At 59.0% G+C, this 19,141-nt stretch carries 18 protein-coding genes; 10 read left to right on the top strand and 8 right to left on the bottom strand.

The annotated features are described in order from the left end of the window. Positions 1–263 precede the first annotated feature (263 nt). Both AC6IY8_RS01410 and AC6IY8_RS01405 read right to left on the bottom strand, forming a co-directional pair. Positions 264–1,504, bottom strand: a protein-coding gene (locus AC6IY8_RS01410; RefSeq protein ID WP_497775837.1) for an IS3 family transposase whose coding sequence is annotated in 2 segments (ribosomal slippage) — positions 264–1,246 and positions 1,246–1,504 — 1,242 coding nt in all. Because the reading frame shifts where the segments join, the coding sequence is not laid out codon by codon here. Between the two features lie 145 nt (positions 1,505–1,649). After that, complete coding sequence (locus AC6IY8_RS01405) at positions 1,650–3,542, bottom strand: sodium:solute symporter family protein (protein WP_497776872.1); 1,893 nt, start codon at positions 3,540–3,542, stop codon at positions 1,650–1,652. Between the two features lie 269 nt (positions 3,543–3,811). On the opposite strand from AC6IY8_RS01405, the gene AC6IY8_RS01400 reads away from it, so the two are divergent. Further along, on the top strand, positions 3,812–4,189 hold the full coding sequence (locus AC6IY8_RS01400) for a response regulator (RefSeq protein ID WP_497776871.1): 378 nt from the start codon (positions 3,812–3,814) through the stop codon (positions 4,187–4,189). A gap of 177 nt (positions 4,190–4,366) precedes the next feature. After that, positions 4,367–4,600, top strand: coding sequence for a hypothetical protein (locus AC6IY8_RS01395; protein ID WP_497776869.1), 234 nt, complete (start codon positions 4,367–4,369; stop codon positions 4,598–4,600). A 71-nt stretch (positions 4,601–4,671) separates the two neighbouring features. Here the strand turns inward: AC6IY8_RS01395 and AC6IY8_RS01390 are convergent, their stop codons facing one another. Next, on the bottom strand, positions 4,672–5,769 hold the full coding sequence (locus AC6IY8_RS01390) for a pyridoxal phosphate-dependent aminotransferase (RefSeq protein WP_497776868.1): 1,098 nt from the start codon (positions 5,767–5,769) through the stop codon (positions 4,672–4,674). Between the two features lie 563 nt (positions 5,770–6,332). Here AC6IY8_RS01390 and AC6IY8_RS01385 point away from each other — a divergent pair. Beyond that, positions 6,333–6,725 (top strand): hypothetical protein, encoded by a 393-nt coding sequence (locus tag AC6IY8_RS01385; protein ID WP_497776867.1) that lies wholly within the window; start codon positions 6,333–6,335, stop codon positions 6,723–6,725. Positions 6,726–7,136: 411 nt separating this feature from the next. Here AC6IY8_RS01385 and AC6IY8_RS01380 read toward each other — a convergent pair whose 3' ends face one another. Beyond that, entirely contained in the window at positions 7,137–7,499 is a 363-nt protein-coding gene (locus tag AC6IY8_RS01380) for a hypothetical protein (protein WP_497776866.1), read from the bottom strand. Between the two features lie 191 nt (positions 7,500–7,690). Between AC6IY8_RS01380 and AC6IY8_RS01375 the strand changes: the two genes are divergently transcribed. Both AC6IY8_RS01375 and AC6IY8_RS01370 read left to right on the top strand, forming a co-directional pair. After that, positions 7,691–8,065: a cupin domain-containing protein gene (locus AC6IY8_RS01375; protein WP_497776865.1), complete on the top strand. Its 375-nt coding sequence runs from the start codon at positions 7,691–7,693 to the stop codon at positions 8,063–8,065. 55 nt (positions 8,066–8,120) lie between these two features. Beyond that, a complete protein-coding gene (locus AC6IY8_RS01370; protein WP_497776864.1) occupies positions 8,121–8,780 on the top strand; it encodes a hemerythrin domain-containing protein in 660 nt (219 codons plus the stop codon). Between the two features lie 51 nt (positions 8,781–8,831). Here AC6IY8_RS01370 and AC6IY8_RS01365 read toward each other — a convergent pair whose 3' ends face one another. Further along, on the bottom strand, positions 8,832–9,098 hold the full coding sequence (locus tag AC6IY8_RS01365; protein WP_497776862.1) for a hypothetical protein: 267 nt from the start codon (positions 9,096–9,098) through the stop codon (positions 8,832–8,834). A gap of 71 nt (positions 9,099–9,169) precedes the next feature. Here AC6IY8_RS01365 and cbiM point away from each other — a divergent pair, with 71 nt between their 5' ends. The 4 genes from cbiM to AC6IY8_RS01345 all read left to right on the top strand — a co-directional run bounded on the left by cbiM (position 9,170) and on the right by AC6IY8_RS01345 (position 12,202). Then, positions 9,170–10,279, top strand: coding sequence for a cobalt transporter CbiM (gene cbiM / locus AC6IY8_RS01360; protein ID WP_497776860.1), 1,110 nt, complete (start codon positions 9,170–9,172; stop codon positions 10,277–10,279). Next, positions 10,276–11,085: a cobalt ECF transporter T component CbiQ gene (gene cbiQ, locus AC6IY8_RS01355; RefSeq protein ID WP_497776858.1), complete on the top strand. Its 810-nt coding sequence runs from the start codon at positions 10,276–10,278 to the stop codon at positions 11,083–11,085. Before cbiM ends, cbiQ begins: the two co-directional genes overlap by 4 nt. 18 nt (positions 11,086–11,103) lie before the next feature. Continuing rightward, on the top strand, positions 11,104–11,937 hold the full coding sequence (locus AC6IY8_RS01350; protein ID WP_497776857.1) for an energy-coupling factor ABC transporter ATP-binding protein: 834 nt from the start codon (positions 11,104–11,106) through the stop codon (positions 11,935–11,937). Positions 11,938–12,001: 64 nt separating this feature from the next. After that, positions 12,002–12,202 (top strand): hypothetical protein, encoded by a 201-nt coding sequence (locus tag AC6IY8_RS01345; RefSeq protein WP_497776855.1) that lies wholly within the window; start codon positions 12,002–12,004, stop codon positions 12,200–12,202. On the opposite strand, the gene AC6IY8_RS01340 is transcribed toward AC6IY8_RS01345, so the two are convergent. The 3 genes from AC6IY8_RS01340 to AC6IY8_RS01330 all read right to left on the bottom strand — a co-directional run bounded on the left by AC6IY8_RS01340 (position 12,183) and on the right by AC6IY8_RS01330 (position 16,688). Next, positions 12,183–13,423 (bottom strand): IS3 family transposase gene (locus AC6IY8_RS01340; RefSeq protein WP_497775837.1). Its coding sequence is split into 2 segments (ribosomal slippage): positions 12,183–13,165 and positions 13,165–13,423, totalling 1,242 coding nucleotides; the frame shifts between segments, so codons are not numbered across the junction. The genes AC6IY8_RS01345 and AC6IY8_RS01340 overlap by 20 nt on opposite strands. 257 nt (positions 13,424–13,680) lie before the next feature. Beyond that, positions 13,681–16,269 carry a carboxypeptidase regulatory-like domain-containing protein gene (locus tag AC6IY8_RS01335; RefSeq protein ID WP_497776854.1) on the bottom strand — a complete coding sequence of 863 codons (2,589 nt, stop codon included), beginning with the start codon at positions 16,267–16,269 and terminating at the stop codon, positions 13,681–13,683. Between the two features lie 92 nt (positions 16,270–16,361). Then, complete coding sequence (locus tag AC6IY8_RS01330; protein ID WP_497776852.1) at positions 16,362–16,688, bottom strand: hypothetical protein; 327 nt, start codon at positions 16,686–16,688, stop codon at positions 16,362–16,364. 274 nt (positions 16,689–16,962) lie between these two features. On the opposite strand from AC6IY8_RS01330, the gene ppk1 reads away from it, so the two are divergent. Next, entirely contained in the window at positions 16,963–19,119 is a 2,157-nt protein-coding gene (gene ppk1, locus AC6IY8_RS01325) for a polyphosphate kinase 1 (protein WP_497776850.1), read from the top strand. The last annotated feature ends 22 nt before the right edge of the window (positions 19,120–19,141 follow it).

The following is a 19,141-nucleotide window of genomic DNA, read 5'->3' as shown; positions in this document are numbered from 1 at the left end:
CTCGAAGAGCGCCCGTTCTTTTTTGAAAGGCAAATCGTGTCGGTGGCCGAAGTGCCTTTGGGTAGCGGTTGATGTTTGAGCTGTGCTGGGATCCTTCGCTGCGCTCAGGATGACACCTAGCTACAAAGACAAGAACAAGAGCAAGTGCAAAAAACAAGAACAACAGCAACGGCAAGAGCAAGAACAAGAACAAGAACAAGAACAAAGGCAAGAGCAACAGCAAGACAAGAGCAAGACAAGAGTAAAAACAACTGACCTTGCCCTCAGAATGCGTACCCCGTAGTCGTCGTGGCTGTGGGAAAGTTGGAAAGCGTTTTTTGCTTTCCTGCTTTTCCATAGCCTGCTTTGGTTCGTGTTTGTTCGAACTGAATCGGGCTGAGGTAGTTCAGAGCTGAGTGCAACCGGGTTTGGTTATACCACCGTAGCCAGTTCAGGATTTCATCTTTCGCTTGGCGATGGGTGGCGAAGCGTTTGCCGTGCAGCCGCTCTACTTTGAGCGAGGCAAACAGGGTTTCGCTCACGGCGTTGTCCCAGCAGTTGCCCTTGCGACTCATGGACGCTTGGATTCCATGCTCTTTCAGTCGCTGGCTGAACTCATCGCTGGCATACTGGCAGCCCCGATCGCTATGAAAGATCAGCCCGCTGTGTTTGCCCGGACAGCGCTCGAACCAAGCCATTTCGAGAGCGTCGATCACCAGTTCGCTCCGCATATGATCGCGCAGAGACCAACCCACAACACGGCGGCTGAACAGGTCGATCACCACCGCCAGGTACAGCCATCCTTCGTCGGTTGGAATGTAGGTGATGTCTCCAACCCAGACTTTGTTCGGAGCGGCGGCCGCGAAGTTACGATCCAGAAGGTTCGGCGCAATCGGCAGGTTGTGCCGGCTGTTCGTAGTCATCACTCGGAAGCGCCGTTTGCCGCGGGCTCGAATGCCGTGCTGCTGCATCAGTCGTTGGATCCGCTGTTTGCCGACGCGCACGCCCTGCTCGCGCAGTTGCCGCCAGATGCGCGGCCACCCGTAGGCTCCGCGATGCTCGGCATACACCGCGCGGATGTGCACCAGCAGTGCTTCGTCGCTCAGGTGGCGGAGAGCGTTGCGTCGACGGGCAAAGTGTTCATGGTAGCCGGCCACGCTCACCCGCAGTACCCGGCACTGCACACGGATCGGCCAGACACGCCGGTGGCGTTGGATGAAGGCGTATTTCATTTCTGGCCTTTCGCGAAGTACGCCGTCGCTTTTTCCAGGATGTCGCGCTCCATCTTGACCCGCGCCAGTTCGGCCCGCAGACGGCTAATCTCCATCTGCTCGGCGCTGACCGCCTTGCCATGGTCGGCGCCCTTGAGTTTGCCCTCCCGGTGCGCTTTTACCCAGTTGGACAGTGTTTGCTCAATCAGACCCAGACTTCGCGCCGCCGAAGCGATACTCTGGCCAGACTCAACCAGTCGCACCGCCTCCTGCTTGTACTCCAGCGTGTACCGCGCCCGTCTCCCCTTCCCCATCTCCGCTCTCCCTACTGCGATTGGATGATCGCTCAGCATGGGGTACGTTTGGCAGGGGCAAGATCAAACAGCAAGAACAAGAACAACAACAAGAGCAACGACAACTACCCACTCGTTTCGTGCGCAGGTCCGCTGTTCGGGAATGCTATGGGGTGGATAGGGTGGTGGAGGTTTCGCGTGGATCGAGGGCGTCGGGATCGCGTTGAAAGCTGGTGATGAAGTTGCGATAGAGGGCGAAGGCGCTGAGAGCGGCAATCGCTAGCAGCGTGAAGCCCTGGGCTGGGTGGTGCAGGAGGAGTTTGCCGGTGCCGAAGAGGACGAGGTACACCATGGCACAGCCGAGCATCCACGCGGTGAGGTTACCTCCGAGGTCGCGGGTGGGGGGAAGGTCGTGAACTTCGCGCGCGATGGGTTGCCAGCCGCGGACGTCGGGGCGCACGAGGCGGTAGAAGGCCTCGAGGGTCGTGCGAGGTTCTGCCGGGGTAAGGAGTGTGACAACGACCCAGACGATGGTGGTGATGGCCGTTGTGGTCATGGCGGTTTTGGCGAAGACGACGGGTGAGGTTCCGTGGAAAGGATGGAGCTGATTCAAGGCGACGGTCACGGCGAGCGAGGTGGCCATGGCAGAGATTTCAGACCAGGCATTGATGCGCCACCAGTACCAGCGCAGGAGATAGACGGCTCCGGTGCCGGCGCCGACCTCCATTACGACCTGCCAGCCGCTGGCGATGGAGTCGAGGTGGACGGAGACCCAGGCGGAGGCGATGACCAGGAGAACGGTCGCGAGCCGCGAGATCATGACGTAATGGCGGTTGGAGGCCGTGGGATGCAGGAAGCGGCGGTAGAAGTCGGAGACGAGGTAGGAGGCTCCCCAGTTGAGCTGGGTGGCAACGGTGGACATGAAGGCGGCGAGGAATCCGGCGATGGCGAGGCCACGCATGGAGTGGGGCAGATAGTGGTTCATCACCAGCATGTATCCGGTTTCGGGATGGGCGAGGCCGGGGTAGAGGACGATGACGCAGAGGGCAGTGATGATCCACGGCCAGGGGCGGATGGCGTAATGGGCAACGTTGAACCAGAGGACAGAAAGCAGGCCCTGGCGCTCGTCGCGGGCGGAGAAGATGCGTTGGGCGATGTAGCCTCCGCCGCCGGGCTCGGCACCGGGGTACCAGAAGGCCCACCACTGGAGTCCGATGTTCACGAGGAACGTGGCGACGGGGATGGTCCAGAGCATTTCGGCGGTGAGGCCGCTGGAGAGGCTGGGGAAGAATGATAGCGGGTCGCCGGAAGTGGGCGCCTGTGCGTGCATGGAGGCGAGGCGGGCGATGAGGGCCGAGGTGCCTCCGATGGCGCGAATAGCGTAGAAGGCGATGGCGATGACGATGGACATCTTGAGGACGAACTGGAAAAGGTCGGTCCAGAGGACTCCCCAGAGGCCGCCGAGAGAGACGTAGAGGCCGGTGAAGGGGATGAGGAAGAAGACACAGATGGCGAGCGCAGCGCCGTCGGGCGAGGCCCAGATGCCTCCGAGGGGCGCGACCCATCGGGCTACGGTGAGGAGCAGAGGGGTGCCGCCCAAAGTGGTAGCGACAATGGAAGTCATGGCCTTGGTGACCCATCCGAGGATGACGCAGTTCATGAGCAGGCCGAGGTAGAGAGCGCGGAACCCGCGAAGGAAGGCGGCGGGACGTCCGCTGTAACGAATTTCGGCAAACTGAACGTCGGTGAGGAGGCCGCTGCGGCGCCAGAGGCGGGCGAAGAGGAAAACGGTCATCATGCCGGAGAGAAGCGAGCCCCACCAGAGCCAGTTTCCGCTGATGCCCTGGGCGTAAACAAGGCCGGTGACGACCAAGGGAGTGTCGGCGGCGAAGGTGGTGGCGACCATGGAGGTTCCGGAAAGCCACCAGTTCACGTTGCGTCCGGAGACGAAGTAGTCGTCAACACTGCGTGCGGAGCGCTTGCGGAACCAGAAGCCGAGAAGAACGGTGACGGCGAGATAGCCGAGAATGGCGAGCCAATCGAGAAGAGATAAGGTCATGAAGATCCGGTGAAAATAGTTACTTCGTAATTAAAACGTATGACAGCACTGCGCCGGGCCGCGATGACGTGCACCGAGCGGTCTCCAAATTAGCGAGATAAATGCGCTTGCTCGGAAGGCTAACATGGGGTGGAGGGGGTGGGGTAGCAGGATTTGATAAGGCGGGGGAGTAATGCTCAGTTGGTAATCTGGAGTATGTGACTACACATTGTCCAACTTCTTACATTTTGTTTACATCTCTGAGGAGAGAATCTGGTTAGAATGTCGGCATGGCAGCGGCTCGGATACTGATCGTCGATGACGAACGCACAATTGCCGACACCCTTTCTATCATCTTCCGACACGCGGGGTATGAGACGTTCACGGCATACAACGGGCAGCTCGGATTGGATGCTGCGCGCGAGTTGTCTCCGAACCTGGTGTTAAGTGACGTGGTGATGCCGGGGTTGGACGGAGTGGCGATGGCAATTGAGATTCGCACCACTCTGCCGAACGTGGAGGTACTGCTGTTTTCAGGGCAGGCCGCGACGGTGGAGTTGCTGCGCGAGGCCGAACAGAAAGGCTTCCACTTTGAAATCATGCTGAAGCCGGTGCATCCTGCTGAAGTGATTAAGAAAGTCGAAAAAGCGCTGGCAGCACACGGATAAATCTTCCTGATCTATTCCCTTCCCTCTGCAAAGTGACATATCTGCGCCTCCTTGATGAGGACCGAAACGCACGGCCTCGCCTCTCGCCGGAGCATCTAATTTTCTTGCAAGCAAAACGTTGAACACAGAACGATGATTGCAAGGGTTCGGCATGGCCGAATTCGGACGAGAGGAGACATGGCAGGAGAGACACAGAACAGAAAAGGAACTCCGCAGATTACTCCGGAAGAACGTGAACACGTCGGGTCGCGACGCGATCCGGAAGAGCGTCCGAAGGTGAAGGGCGAAGATGTAGATGAGCAGCAGCAGACGAGGGAAAGAGCGCATGACAAAACTCTTGCAGACTCGTTCCCGACCAGCGACCCGCCCTCGACGATTCCTGACCCGAGTGAGGAAGAGGACGCGGCCTAGCTGAAACAGAGTGCAATGGAAAACGCTCCCCACAAGAGGGAGCGTTTTTTATTGGCAGCGGCTCGCGTTGGTCAGTGAGAGGCAAAGGCATCGAGCGCGCAGGCAAGACGCTGGAGAGCTTCGCGAGTGGTATCGGGAGAGCCTCCGAGACCGACGCGAAAGTAGTTGGGCATGTCGAAGTGGTGTCCGGGGACGACGGCGGTTTCATATTTACTTAACAGGAGGTGGCAGAAGTCCTCGACGGGACCGGAGAGCAGGCGCGGAGCAATGACGGTGCCGTGCGGCGGGATTGTGAGGTCGAGGTCGGTGCGGCGGGAGAGTATTTCGACGGAAGCGGCGCGATTGGGTTCGAGCGAAAGGCGGGCGCGGGATTCGAGTTGCGAGATTGCGCCGAGAGCAATGGCAGAGATGTGTTCGGAGATGTGCGGGGCGCTGCCGGTAAAGAGATCCTGCATGAGGCGCATGCGCGAGGCGAGTTCGGGGGCGGCAAGAATCCATCCGCAACGAAGGGTGCCGAGGCCGTAAGCCTTGGTGAGGCTGGTGGCGACGACGAACTGCGGGCCGAGAGAAAGCGCGTGCTGGTGGGCGGCTCCCCAGATGCATTCGCGATAAACCTCATCGACGAGGACGTGGGCGCCGTTGCTGGTGGCGATTTCTCCGATAGCGCGGAGGGTGGATGCCGACACGGCGGCGGAGGTGGGGTTGTGCAGATTGCAGAGGGCGATGACGCGAGTGCGCGGAGTGATGGCGTGGCGGATGTCGTCGGGATCGATGGCGAAGGCGTTCTCGGCGCGGCGGGGAAAGCGGCGAATGATGGCTCCGAGGAGGCGCGCGGTGTGAAGCAGTGGGTCGTAGGTCGGCTCCTCGATGAGGACTTCGTCGCCGGGATCGAAGAGCGCGGAAAGAGCTAGATGATTTCCGAGCGAGGTGCCGATGGTGGGGACAATGCATTCCGAGGCAACTCCGGTGCGGTGGGCGAGGCGCTCGATGAGCAGTGGATCGCCGTAGGAGTCAGACGGGCCGAGGGCGAGGTCCTCGGGGCGGATGGGAAGTTCTTCGAGCGAGACCGGGCGGACGGCACTGGAGCGAAGGTCGAAGCGAACCGGAGAAGCGAGCTTCGCGGCGTGAGTGTAGGGAGAGTGGATGGAAGATCGGGCGGCGTAGTGCATGGGGAATTATGGCACTGGGGAGGCATCTCGGGAGTACTCGACACTGGGCGATGTACGTTAGCTATTCCGTTGAACTAACTTCAAAATCGCCGCCACGAAGCTGGACTTTGCGTATCTGCTCGAAATTCTCGGTGACGGACACACTTCCACTGACAGCAAACTTCGACAGCGACTCACCATTTTCGACTAGGAGCCGAATCTGCTTCAACGCCGCTGGGCTAAGAGCTGCTGCGCCGACGAGGACATTGCTACGGTTGTTGAGTACTGAAGGGCTTCCCTCCACCTGTCCCGGAACAGGATACTGAGCTACAAGGCGATTTATCGATAGTTATAATTGCGGTATGTGCTTCTTCTACGTACAAATCGTCCGCTGCTTAGACCGAAGTCAGCCGGGTACGGTTGCTGCCAAATTCACGGACGCGGGAGGGCAGGAGCACACATTAGTAGGCAAACTCCCATCGTTCACATATACGCCACTGCGTGCGATTCTAACCTATCCACATCTGGGTGCAGCCCGCTGCAAAGTTGTTTCCCGCTGGCAGGACTCAACCGGACGAAGCCTTGTGCGGGTTTCCACTGCCAAGCCCGCTCACATCGAATCTGTTGAAGGTATCTCCGAGTTCGTCGTTGAGGACTCGCAACTCAGCGGGGGCTGGACGGATACGCTGAATGGAATCTGGTGGACCAGTTGGATCGGAGTGTGGGCAGGATTCCTTATGGTAGGCATTCCGGAGTACAGGCAGGAACTTTCACAAAGAGGAGCAGCGTCTCTGTTTTCGCTCGCTCTGCTGATCGTCATATCTGTTTCTTGGATCGTATTCTTCATTGCCGATTCAAGGAGTGAACGACGAGAGCCTGTAATCGTGTGGCTGCTCACGACAATGGGAACGATCCTTGCCATTGTCACGATGCTAGGAATCTTCTTCTTTGTGTACGTCGCACCTCGCGTCGGATAGACCAAATTCAGCACGTTCCAGTTAGTTAGCGATAACAGGGCTTTCCACTCACTATTCCGTGGTCATCTTTCGAGAGCAGTCCACGGATGCGAAGGGAAATGGGGATTAGCCAGCCGAACAGCATTACGCATAATAGAACCAGACAATCGCAAGTGAGGCTTGTCTCGGAAGCCACTTAAGCGCGGAAACAGTAATACGTATTCCGACCATTCCGGTTCCTAAATAGAGATTGAAAACTTGCGCGACCACTGCTGCCAGCCCAAACCGCTCCGATCAGTAGCAATCCCCAGCTTCTGATGGGCGAATTCTACACTGGATCAATTTGCGGACGACAAAGCCGCCAGTGTTTGCCTAAGCCATAGCGGTTGTTGGCCAGCTAATTGAAATGGACCCGCTCATATTTCTTTAGAGTTACTTTGCGACTGACGGGTACACTGCTGTCACACTCGCGCTTTGCAACCGGAGCGGATAACCCAGTGCCTCCAGCCTATATTGGGCCGTACTCTTCTTGCCCAGGTCCTTGTACTCCCAAACGTCCCCGGCACGCATGTCGAAGAAGTAGATCGAATCGTTCCCGGCGACAATTTGCACTCCATCATAGAGATTATGTACTACGTTGGTTCTCTCTACGCCTGGTACTGGTACTTGTTGTCCTTGATGGCTCGCTATTGCGAAAAGCAAGAGAGCAATGATTGTGAGAGTGATTTTGGTATAAAGGTCGGAATTCATAAGCCCGAAGATTAGCACATTGACCGTGGAGGTGACCTTGGACATTCGTCCTGCTGCGTGGCGTCGGATGGGATCCTTCGCTGCGCTCTGGATGACATCTCAAAAGCAAAATGCAGGAACAGCCGGTGGGCCACTGCATTCCGTTGGAAGGTACAGATGCGGCATCAAACAGTTGCCGTGATTGCTTAGAACATATGGGACAAAAGTCATAGCGGGCAGCGTGTGCCTGATTGAGCATGAAAGATGAAGAGGTGATGCATATGGGAACTGAGCAGATTGCAGCGTTCGCCGCGATTGACCTGTCGCAGGCAGCTCGCGAGTTTGCAGCCGAGGTGGCCGGTACTGTTGAACGAAAGAAGAAGACGATTACGTCCCCTCCGGGGCTGCAGGTTTTTCTACTTTACGTCAGGGCTGACGGAAACGTGCCACTGCATCAAGTGACAGGCGCGATCACGGTGCACACTTTGCTCGGCAACGCGGTGCTCACGGTAGATGGTCACCCATTCGCACTGCCTGCCGGGAACATGCTTCCGGTAGCGGCCGGAGTTCCGCATGCCGTTTCTGCTGACCAAGAGAGTGTATTGCTGGTGACGCACGCATTGCGGCCCTGAGGCGCGTTCATCAGGGTTAGCGCGAGGAAGCGAAGGCAGGCGGCGAACGGGCGGGATGCGGTTCGCTTCAGCTCACATATCTCACTATGATCAATGCAAAGTGAAGCGAAAGGAGCATGCTTTGGGCAAAGCAATAGAAGCTCTCGAACGTGAGCATCAAGTGATTCAGAAAGCAGTTGCCGTTATGGCACGAATTCTCGAACAACTGGAATTGAAGCACGCGATTGACGCAGATGTTCTGCGGGAACTCGTGCGGTTCATGAGAGAGTTTGGCGATCAATGCCATCACGGTAAAGAGGAGAGTTATTTGTTTCCGTTACTGGAGAGCAGGGGCGTTCCATCTACGGGCTGTCCGCTGGCGGCGCTGAAGGGAGAGCATGTCAAAGGACGGCAATCGACGGATGAATTCGCTGAGGCCATTGCGTTGTACATTGCCGATCCCGAAGGTGGACGCCTGAGACTGATGGAGTCTTTGCAGAGTCTTATTGCTCTATATCCGGCACATATCTGGAAGGAAGAATATCTGCTGTTTCCGATGACAGGAAAGGTTTTGTCTGGAGAAGATGACGAGCTGCTGATGCAGCAATTCACTGTCGCGGAGTCAGGCCTTGGGTCGGGTGCCCATAGCACTTACGAGAAGTTGGCCGACGATCTGATGGAGCGAGTGGGTGAATGTCCACAGTGTTCGGATGAGGCAAGGCGACGTAAACACTGATCGCAAAATAAGAGCCGCTGCCACGGCTACTCCACTTCACTCCTGAAATGCTCAGCCAGAACTGTGCTCGGTGATGAGCGCTTCAAGTTCGCGGAAGATGCGGGTGATTTCGTCGCGCTGGCCACGCTCGCACATTCCGAAGCGAATGAAGTCGAGTTCCTGCCTGGCTTCGAGGATGCGCTTTCGGATGGCGGGCGGCAGGTTCTCGGGGGGTTCAAGTACGGCGAAGCGATCTTGAATGTCCTCCACAGTGAGTTCGGCGGCACTGAATTGCTGCGACCAGGCGAGGATCAGCCGCTCTGGATCACTGATGCCCATGAATGTTGGGATGCTGCGTATGGCAGGGGCAACCGCCAGCTTTATCCAGTAAACTAGGCGGGGAGCCCAAAGTGCATATTCCAGACGGATATCTGAGCCCATCGACGTGTGCCGCGATGTATGCGGCGAGCGCTCCGTGCTGGTGGGCGGCGCTGCGCAAGACGCGGCGGAAGCTGTTTGGGCGCACGCTGCCAAGGCTGGCTCTGTTTGCGGCGTTCTCGTTTGTGACGATGATGTTCAATCTGCCGCTGCCGGGCGGGACGACGGGACATGCGGTGGGCGTGGGAATTGCGGCCATTGTGCTCGGGCCGTGGGCTTCGCTGCTGGCAATTTCGCTGGCGCTGGCAATTCAGGCACTTTTCTTTGGCGATGGCGGCATTACGACGCTGGGTGCGAACTGCTTCAACATGGCCATAGCGGGATCGTTTGCAGCGTGGGCCATCTACCGAGTAGTGAGTGCGGGGGCGGCTGCGGATTCGCGGCGGAGATTGGTGGCCGCAGCGCTGGCGGGCTACGGGGCGATCAATGTCTCGGCACTGCTGGCGGCGATTGAATTTGGAATTCAGCCGATGCTGTTTCGCGATGCGACAGGCGCGCCGCTGTATGCTCCGTACTCGCTGAGCGTGGCGATTCCTGCGATGATGGCGGGGCACTTGACGATTGCCGGGGCGGCTGAGGCGGTGATGAGCGCCGGGCTGTTCAGCTATTTGCGGCGTAATGAACCGGCGCTGTTGGGGATATCCGGAGCAGAGACGGCGAGGCCTGTGAAGCTGTGGGGCGCGCTGGCACTGGTGCTGCTGATGACGCCTCTGGGAATCCTTGCGAGTGGTGCGGCGTGGGGCGAATGGGCTCCGAAGGACTTCGCTGATCAAGCATCGCGTGCGCAGATTGCGGCGGCGAGCGGGCATGTGGAGGCTCCGGTGGCGACGCCGACGGGGCTGGCAAGGCTGGCGAATGTGTGGACGGCTCCGATGCCGGAGTATGCTCCGAGGTTCATAAAGAGCGTGGCATTTGGCTACATGCTGTCGGCGATGTTTGGCGTGGGACTGATCGTAGCGGTGGCGTGGGTGCTGCAGCGAGTTGGCGGACGGGCGGGAGACGAAGAAGACGTCTCCGGTGACTCGCAACTTACGGAGCTGGGTGGCGCGCAGGAGAGCCTTTCGCAGCGGAGCAAGTCATGAGCGCGGGTGTGCTGGCGAAGACCGTTCGCGGATTTACGCGCGCGCTGGAAAAGACTCTGCTGCTGGAAAACACAGCACAGGAGCGTGGCTTGCTGCAGGCCCTGGATCCGAGAGTCAAGCTGGTTGGATTGCTGGCGCTGGTGGTGGCTGCGGCGTTGTCGCGCAGGCTGGCGGTGATGGGCGCTCTATTTGCGCTTGGGGTGTTGCTGGCCGTGGCTTCGCGGCTGAGTGTGTGGTCGCTGGCGAAGCGGGTGTGGATGGTGGTGCTGGGGTTCACATCGATGATCGCGCTGCCAGCGCTCTTCTTGACGCCGGGGCAGGCGGTGTACATGCTAGGGCCGCTGGCGATTACGGCTCAGGGGTTGAGGGCGGCGATGCTGCTGGTTGCAAGAGTTGAGACGGCGGTGACGCTGAGCACGCTGCTGGTACTGACGACTCCGTGGATGCATTTGCTGAAGGCGCTGCGCACGCTGATGGTTCCTGTAGAAGTGATTGCGCTGTTGGCGATGACGCATCGGTATGTGGTGCTGCTGATGGAGACGGCGAACTCGATGTTTGAGTCGCGACAGAGCCGCATGGTGGGCACTCTGGATGGTCGCGAGCAGCGCAGGCTGATGGTGAATACGGGCGGCGTGCTGATGTCGAAGACGCTGGAGATGGGGAACCAGGTATTCATGGCGATGCAGGCGAGAGGGTTTCGCGGCGAGGTGCGGCTGCTGACGGATTTCCGAATGCGCCGGCGGGATTATGTCGCGATGAGCGGATTTGCGGTGGCGTTTGCGATGGCGGTGGTGGCGGGACGATAAGGAATAGCGAGCAAGGCGTTGGAAGAGACTTTCACGAAAGACAAAGCGACGCTGGAGTTTGAGGCCGTGGAGGTGCGCTATGAGTATGAGCGCGTCGCGGCCCTGCAAGGACTTTCGCTGCGGGTGAAGGCCGGGGAGCGGATTGCGCTGCTGGGAGCGAATGGCAGCGGAAAGAGCACTCTGCTTCGGTTGCTGGATGGTCTGTATTTTGCCTGCGGAGGGACGCTTCGTTTTCGCGGCGCGGAGTTGAAGGAAGCTGCGATGGAAGATGATGCAGTTGCGTTGGACTTCAGGCGGCGAGTGGGGCTGGTGTTTCAGAATCCGGATATTCAGCTTTTCAATCCTACGGTGTTCGATGAGGTTGCGTTTGGTCCGCTGCAATTGCGTTGGCCTCGGGAGCAGATTCTCGATCGCGTGAATGGCGTGCTGGAGTGGATTGGGGCAGCGCATCTGAAGGACCGCGCGCCTTACCGATTGTCAGGCGGAGAGAAAAAGCGTGTGGCGATTGCTTCGGTGATTGTGCTCGATCCGGATGTGCTGCTGCTGGATGAACCGACGGCATCGCTCGATCCGAGAAGCCAGAGCCAGGTGATTGAGTTGCTGGAGTCGTGGAATGACGGCAAGAAAACAATCATCACGGCTACGCATCAGTTGGAAGTGCTGAGCGAGATTTCAGAACGCGCGGTGGTGTTGCAACGTGGGGTGGTGGTGGCCGATGCGGCGCCGGCTGATGTGCTGGGGAATACGGAACTGCTGGAGTCGGCGAACTTAATTCATTCCCACAGACATGTGCATGGGGGGATGGCGCATAAGCATTTGTCGCCGTATTTGAGGCATGAGCATAAGGGGTAGGGAGAGGTTTCGCAAGGTGGGCGTGCGGGGTTGCGGTGGGTAGGGGTCCCTCGCTGCGCTCGGGATGACAGCGGAGCAAGAGCAACAACAAGAGCAAGAGCAACAACAAGAGCAAGAGCAACAACAAGAGCAAGAGCAACAACAAGAGCAAGAGCAACAACAAGAGCAAGAGCAACAACAAGAGCAAGAGCAACAACAAGAGCAAGAGCAACCCCGAGGTCCTTCGCTTCGCTCTGACCTTGCCCTCAGAATGCGTACCCCGTAGTCGTCGTGGCTGTGGGAAAGTTGGAAAGCGTTTTTTGCTTTCCTGCTTTTCCATAGCCTGCTTTGGTTCGTGTTTGTTCGAACTGAATCGGGCTGAGGTAGTTCAGAGCTGAGTGCAACCGGGTTTGGTTATACCACCGTAGCCAGTTCAGGATTTCATCTTTCGCTTGGCGATGGGTGGCGAAGCGTTTGCCGTGCAGCCGCTCTACTTTGAGCGAGGCAAACAGGGTTTCGCTCACGGCGTTGTCCCAGCAGTTGCCCTTGCGACTCATGGACGCTTGGATTCCATGCTCTTTCAGTCGCTGGCTGAACTCATCGCTGGCATACTGGCAGCCCCGATCGCTATGAAAGATCAGCCCGCTGTGTTTGCCCGGACAGCGCTCGAACCAAGCCATTTCGAGAGCGTCGATCACCAGTTCGCTCCGCATATGATCGCGCAGAGACCAACCCACAACACGGCGGCTGAACAGGTCGATCACCACCGCCAGGTACAGCCATCCTTCGTCGGTTGGAATGTAGGTGATGTCTCCAACCCAGACTTTGTTCGGAGCGGCGGCCGCGAAGTTACGATCCAGAAGGTTCGGCGCAATCGGCAGGTTGTGCCGGCTGTTCGTAGTCATCACTCGGAAGCGCCGTTTGCCGCGGGCTCGAATGCCGTGCTGCTGCATCAGTCGTTGGATCCGCTGTTTGCCGACGCGCACGCCCTGCTCGCGCAGTTGCCGCCAGATGCGCGGCCACCCGTAGGCTCCGCGATGCTCGGCATACACCGCGCGGATGTGCACCAGCAGTGCTTCGTCGCTCAGGTGGCGGAGAGCGTTGCGTCGACGGGCAAAGTGTTCATGGTAGCCGGCCACGCTCACCCGCAGTACCCGGCACTGCACACGGATCGGCCAGACACGCCGGTGGCGTTGGATGAAGGCGTATTTCATTTCTGGCCTTTCGCGAAGTACGCCGTCGCTTTTTCCAGGATGTCGCGCTCCATCTTGACCCGCGCCAGTTCGGCCCGCAGACGGCTAATCTCCATCTGCTCGGCGCTGACCGCCTTGCCATGGTCGGCGCCCTTGAGTTTGCCCTCCCGGTGCGCTTTTACCCAGTTGGACAGTGTTTGCTCAATCAGACCCAGACTTCGCGCCGCCGAAGCGATACTCTGGCCAGACTCAACCAGTCGCACCGCCTCCTGCTTGTACTCCAGCGTGTACCGCGCCCGTCTCCCCTTCCCCATCTCCGCTCTCCCTACTGCGATTGGATGATCGCTCAGCATGGGGTACGTTTGGCAGGGGCAAGATCACTCAGGATGACACCTCAAACAAAAACAGAAACAACAGCAAGGACAAAAACAGCAAGGCGAAGGCAACAACAAGGCGAAGGCAACAGCAAGGCGAAGGCAACAGCAAGGACAAAGACAAGAACAAAACAAGTGCGAGAGTAAGTTAGAAAAGGCCTGCCGGGGTGGCAGGCTTTTCGTTTGCACGGAGGAGGTTAGAAGCTGTAGCCGAGTTGGGCGGTGTAGCTACGGGGGGCGAGGAAGTGGGTTCCGCTGAAGGTGGAGAGGAAGTTGAAGAGCGCAACGTTGTTGGTCAGGTTGCTGACGGTGAAGCGCAGCGAGACTTTGTGCCGGTCGGAGCGGAAGAGGTTGTCGTCTCCGATGGCCGCGTCAAAGATGTGGCGCGGAGCGATGCGCGGTGGATTGCGGTCGTCATTCTCGGTGCCGGGGGCGGGGATGCGGATGCGTGAGGCACCCTGGGTGAGTCCCGGCGCGCAGGAGCGAATGGGCGAGTTGAGGGTGGCGGTGGTCGATCCGCAGAAGAGTCCGATGGCGGCCTGCTGGTCGGCGGTGAAGCCGAGCGCGGTGGTGTAGTCGGGAACGTTTCCGGCGACCATGCCGCTTTCGTAATCCCAGGAGAAGCCTAGCCAAGGGAGGTTTTTGCCGAACTGGTATTGCAGGTGAGTGTTCTGCTGGAAGGCCTGGTCGTGGTCGATGCGGAAGACCGAGGCATCGACGGGAGAGTTGAAGATGACGCCTCCGGTTTCGGGTCCGAAGAAGCGCGAACGGGTGTGTCCGAGGACGGAATAGGCGGTCCAGCCGTGGATTTCAGGCATGTTGAGTCGTACGGCGACGCCATCGATTTTGGATTTGCGCCACTGGATGGGAAACGCAAGCGGAGTGTTGAAGAGGGTGTCGAAATCGAAATCGCCGTTGGTGAACTTCCAGAAGTATCCGGCGTCGAGGCGCAGGTATCTGCCGAAGCCCTGCTGGAATCCGGTTTCGAATTCATTGCGATGGGCGGCGGTGAGAGGATGCTCGGCCTGGGCTCCGAAGACGTTGGCGCTGAGGCCTCCGGTGCCGGTTGAGCTGGAGAGCACGAGGTTCTCATTGTACGGAGTCAGCATGAGGCGTCCGTAGGAGAAGCGGAGAACGGTACCGGTCTTGGGCAGGAGGTAGCTGGCTCCGACACGGGGCTGTACGGCGTGATCGCTGCTGAGGCCATTGTAAACATCGGCACGAAGGCCGCCCATGAGAGTGAGGTTCTTGAGCTTGATGGAGTCCTGCGCGTAGATGGACTCTTCTTTGACATCGGCACGGCCGCGGAAGGAAAAGAGTGAGCCGCCATTGGTGAGGTCGAACGGGGCAAGCGACTGGGTAACCAGGCTCGGATCGGTTATGCCGAGCTGGAAGAACTCGGAGAGGAAGGTGTGCTGCCACTGCACTCCGGCCTTGAAGTTGTGGCGTCCTTTCACGATGGAAAGATCGCTCTTGATGCCGGTGCTGGTGAGACGGCGCTGCTGGGCGAGGGTGGCGGGCTGATCGGCAAAGGGGTCGGCGCTGGGGAAGTATCCGACGCGATCCTGCCGCAGCCAGGCGTTGGTGCTGAGCAAGGTGCTGGGGTTGAACTGATGGTTGTAGCCGGGCGCGATGTTGAAGCTGCGCACCTGCTGGCGCTGATCCTGTCCGGTGGCCTGCTGATCATGGGTATTGGGCTGCTGGAACCAGGAACGGGCGGCGGAGAGATCGAGGTGCAGGGTGTCGTTGGGCGTGAGCTGAAAATCGGAGCGATTGAAGACGTTCTCGGAATTGCCGTGGGCGTGGAGCGGGCGAAACTCGGGTGTATCGAGGAAGCGTCCGGAGTTGAGGCCGTCGATGGCGATGAAGTTTCCCCAACGCTCATTGCCGGCGCTGAGATTGAGCGACGTGGAGGCGGTGCCGAAGGAGCCGTACTGGCCGCTGATGCCGCCGTGGATGCCGTGGGTGCCGAGTCCGCTCTTGGTTGAGGTGCGGACGACGAGGCTGGCCTTGTCTCCGAACTCGGCGGGAGCGACGCCGCTGACGACTTCCATGGAATCGATGGTGCTGGTCGCAATCTGGTTGGAGAAGGTGCGGCTCTGCTGGTCGCTGATGGGCTGATTGTCGATGACGAACGAGGTATCGGAGTGTTCGCCGAGCGGGTGGAAGAGTCCGTTGGAGTCGCTGACGACGCCGGGAGCTGTCTGCTGCACGACAGAGCTGAGCCCGGAGCTGCCCGTGACCGGAAGACGATCGATGAGGCCGCTGCTGACGTCCACGTGAGCCGTGGGATCGGTCTCTACGAGCTCAGCTTCTCCGCCATGGACCTCAACGACGGTCTGCGAGGCAGCGATGTTGAGCGTGAGCTTGAGGGCGATGGCGACCGGGGAATTCACGTCGGCATCACGCTCGATGGGAGCAAAGCCAGGCGCACTGATGCTGAGGTGATAGTGGTTGAACGGGACGTTGCGAAAGACGAACTGGCCGCCGACATCGGTTGTGGCGGTGGCGCTGTAGTTGGTATTGCGATTCTGTATCTGGACGGTGGCGCCGGGGATGACGGCGCCGGAGGGATCGGTAATGGAGCCCTGGATGGTTCCTGAACTGAGCGCCGGGGCCGGGACAGCTTCGGAGTGAGCCGGAAGTGTTGCGCAGAAACTGGCCGCAAGGACCGTGGCTACAGCAAAAAAGGAAACTTTCATACCTTCGTAAACTCCATAGTGTTCGAATCGCGCCGGAGCCGCATAGGTCGAAGTCGCTTGCCACGCGAGAGTGGCTGACTTCATAAACACCATTTACTGCGACGCATCGCTTGGCGATTTATTTCGAATTCGGATATCCGCTGCTGAGGGCGGAGGCGATCGACTGGAGATGAGACCTAGGCGAAGGTGGGCGGAGCGCGGGAGGCGTGCTGCGAAATTGCGATGGGCCGGGGCGCGAGCGGAGCAGGGGCAGTCTGGTTGCCAACCTGAAGCAGCGGCTGGCCTTCGGCGGGCATGGGCGCTGGAGCATGCAGCGCGTTAGCCACTCGGCACAACGAGCAGACATCATAGGGTCCGGAGGCCTCTTCGCGAATGACTGTGTGCTCGGAGGTGGTTCCGAAAAGCAGCTCGGGGATACGCTGGTCGTGGACCGCCGGATGCACGAGCAGGTGCAATAAGAGCACCAGCGCGAGTCCGGATTTCCATTGCCAAAAACGAGCCATACAGTTCAAGTATGCGGTCAGGGGCGGGTGCATGTAAAACAGGCCGCTATTCCTACTTCGCCAAAAGAGGGCGTTCCGGGGCTGCTCTCCCAAAGAGGCATCCGCTGAACTGCTCTCCCACACTCGCCAAAAAATAGCGGATGTGGGCCACCCTGAGGAGGAGGCCACCCTGAGCAGTTGGATGCGGACGCGCGGGCTGGGATTTATGAACGCAAGGTTACAATTCGCGGCTGGTGCGCCGTTGAGAGCTCTGAACGCAGTACACTGATTGGCTATGCCGCCTCGCTCGCTTGCGAATCCGGAGTTTTACCTCAACCGAAGCTTATCGTGGCTCGCCTTTAATCGTCGTGTGCTGGCCGAGGCGGAGGACGAGAGCAATCCCCTGCTGGAGCGAGTGAAGTTCCTGGCAATCACGGCCAGTAACCTGGATGAGTTTTTTGAAATCCGAATTGCAGGATTGTTGCAGCATCTGGAAGAAGGACAGGTGGAGCCCGGGCCGGATGGACTGACTCCGGCGGATGAGCAGGAACTGCTGGTAGGCGCTACGCATGAATTTGTGCGTGAGCAGTATGAGTGCTGGAACGAAAAGCTGCTTCCGGCGCTGGCCGAACACCGCATCCGGGTGCATTCGCTGGACGATTTGAACGATACGCAGCGCGAGGTGGTGGACGAGTACTGCCGCAATGAACTCGATGCGCTGCTGACTCCGGTGACGGTCGATCCGGCGCATCCTTTTCCACGAGTGATACACAAGGCGCTATGCCAGGCATTGCTGCTGCGGCGCAGACGTCGCTCGCGGGCAAACGCTCCGAACTATATGGGCGTGGTAACCGTGCCGCGCTCGTTGCCCAGGCTTGTGCGGCTACCTGATTCGCGGGGGGATTCGTTTATTCCGCTGGCCGACCTGGTGGGGCTGCACGCAGGGCGGATGTACAGGGGATACGAGATTCTGAGCGAAGGCGCGTTTCGCATTACGCGAAACAGCAATCTGTATTTGCAGGAAGAAGAATCGCGCTCGGTGTTGGAGTCGGTGCGCACGGAGCTGCACAATCGGCGCAAGGGCGATGCGGTGCGGCTGGAGATTGATTCGGACGCAAGCGCCGACATCGTTTCACGTTTGCAGACGGTGTTTGAGTTGCAGGATTGGCAGGTGTATCGCACGCCGGGGCCGGTGAACCTGTCGCGGCTGATGGACCTGTACACGAGCGTGAATCGCCCGGACCTGAAGTTCAAGCCTTTCCAGCCGAAGGAATGGTCGCTGCCAAAGGGGACGCGCGATATATGGGCTGCGCTGCGGCAGAGAGATGTACTGCTGCATCATCCTTTTGACAACTATGACACGGTGGTGTCGTTTATCGAGGCGGCGGCGGAAGACCCGGCGGTGCTATCGATCAAGCAGACGCTGTATCGCACGAATTCGAATTCTCCGATTATCGAAGCTCTGATACGGGCGGCGGCAACGAAGGAAGTCACGACCGTTGTCGAGGTGAAGGCGCGGTTCGATGAAGCGTCGAACATCAAGTGGGCGCGTGAGTTGGAAGACGCGGGCGTGCAGGTGTTTCACGGACTGGTGGGGCTGAAGACGCACTGCAAGCTGACGCTGATCGTGCGCAAGGATCCGGATGGAGTCATGCGAAGGTATTGCCATCTGGGGACGGGGAACTACAATCCCACGACAGCCGCGTTTTACACGGACATGAGCCTGATGACGGCGAGTCCGGACATTACGTTTGCCGTACACAATGTTTTCAATTTCCTGACGGCGTACTCGGAGCAGCCGAACTACAACCCGCTGCTGGTGGCTCCGGTGGACCTGGCGGAACGTGTGGCGAACCTGATTGCACGCGAGGCCGACCATGCGCGGGCAGGCAAGCCGGCAAGGATTATCGCGAAGGTCAATTCCCTGCTCGACAAGAACGTGGTGCAGGAGTTGTATCGCGCATCGCAGGCGGGAGTGCAGATCGACCTCATCGTACGCGGGATATGCTCGCTGAATCCGGGGATTCGCGGAGTGAGCGACAGAATTCGAGTGCGCAGCATTGTAGGCCGCTTCCTGGAACATAGCCGCATCTATTACTTCCAGAACGGCGGAGAAGAGGAAATTTATCTTGGAAGCGCCGACTGGATGCCGCGGAATCTGTATGAGCGTGTCGAGGTGGTGTTCCCGTTGCGCGATCCGCTGCTGAGGGATCGGGTGCGGCACGAGATTTTGGAAGCCTACCTGGCGGACAACGTGAAAGCGCGGATTCTGCAACGCGGCGGGACGTATGTTCACCTGCAGCACAAAGGGAAGCCAGCGCCGTTCAGCGCACAGGATTTCCTGATCGACGTGGCCGAAGGTAAACGCGATGTTTCGGCGATTCCGGATGTTCCGGTGAGGCCGGTGCGGAGGAGAGTGGCGAAGCCGAGGGTCAGGGTGATGCATCGGTAGATTTAGGGCCTTGTGGTTGGTG

It is taken from the genome of Koromonas soli (genome assembly GCF_059726265.1).
This window is presented reverse-complemented; position numbering and strand designations above follow the sequence as displayed.

Excerpts from the sequence above, each read along its gene's own strand:
- AC6IY8_RS01405 (WP_497776872.1), bottom strand. The coding sequence starts at position 3,542 with ATGACCTTATCTCTTCTCGATTGGCTCGCCATTCTCGGCTATCTCGCC.
- AC6IY8_RS01400 (WP_497776871.1), top strand. The coding sequence starts at position 3,812 with ATGGCAGCGGCTCGGATACTGATCGTCGATGACGAACGCACAATTGCC.
- AC6IY8_RS01395 (WP_497776869.1), top strand. The coding sequence starts at position 4,367 with ATGGCAGGAGAGACACAGAACAGAAAAGGAACTCCGCAGATTACTCCG.
- AC6IY8_RS01390 (WP_497776868.1), bottom strand. The coding sequence starts at position 5,769 with ATGCACTACGCCGCCCGATCTTCCATCCACTCTCCCTACACTCACGCC.
- AC6IY8_RS01380 (WP_497776866.1), bottom strand. The coding sequence starts at position 7,499 with ATGTCCAAGGTCACCTCCACGGTCAATGTGCTAATCTTCGGGCTTATG.
- AC6IY8_RS01375 (WP_497776865.1), top strand. The coding sequence starts at position 7,691 with ATGAAAGATGAAGAGGTGATGCATATGGGAACTGAGCAGATTGCAGCG.
- AC6IY8_RS01370 (WP_497776864.1), top strand. The coding sequence starts at position 8,121 with ATGCGGTTCGCTTCAGCTCACATATCTCACTATGATCAATGCAAAGTG.
- AC6IY8_RS01365 (WP_497776862.1), bottom strand. The coding sequence starts at position 9,098 with ATGGGCATCAGTGATCCAGAGCGGCTGATCCTCGCCTGGTCGCAGCAA.
- cbiQ (WP_497776858.1), top strand. The coding sequence starts at position 10,276 with ATGAGCGCGGGTGTGCTGGCGAAGACCGTTCGCGGATTTACGCGCGCG.
- AC6IY8_RS01345 (WP_497776855.1), top strand. The coding sequence starts at position 12,002 with ATGACAGCGGAGCAAGAGCAACAACAAGAGCAAGAGCAACAACAAGAG.
- AC6IY8_RS01335 (WP_497776854.1), bottom strand. The coding sequence starts at position 16,269 with ATGAAGTCAGCCACTCTCGCGTGGCAAGCGACTTCGACCTATGCGGCT.
- AC6IY8_RS01330 (WP_497776852.1), bottom strand. The coding sequence starts at position 16,688 with ATGGCTCGTTTTTGGCAATGGAAATCCGGACTCGCGCTGGTGCTCTTA.
- ppk1 (WP_497776850.1), top strand. The coding sequence starts at position 16,963 with ATGCCGCCTCGCTCGCTTGCGAATCCGGAGTTTTACCTCAACCGAAGC.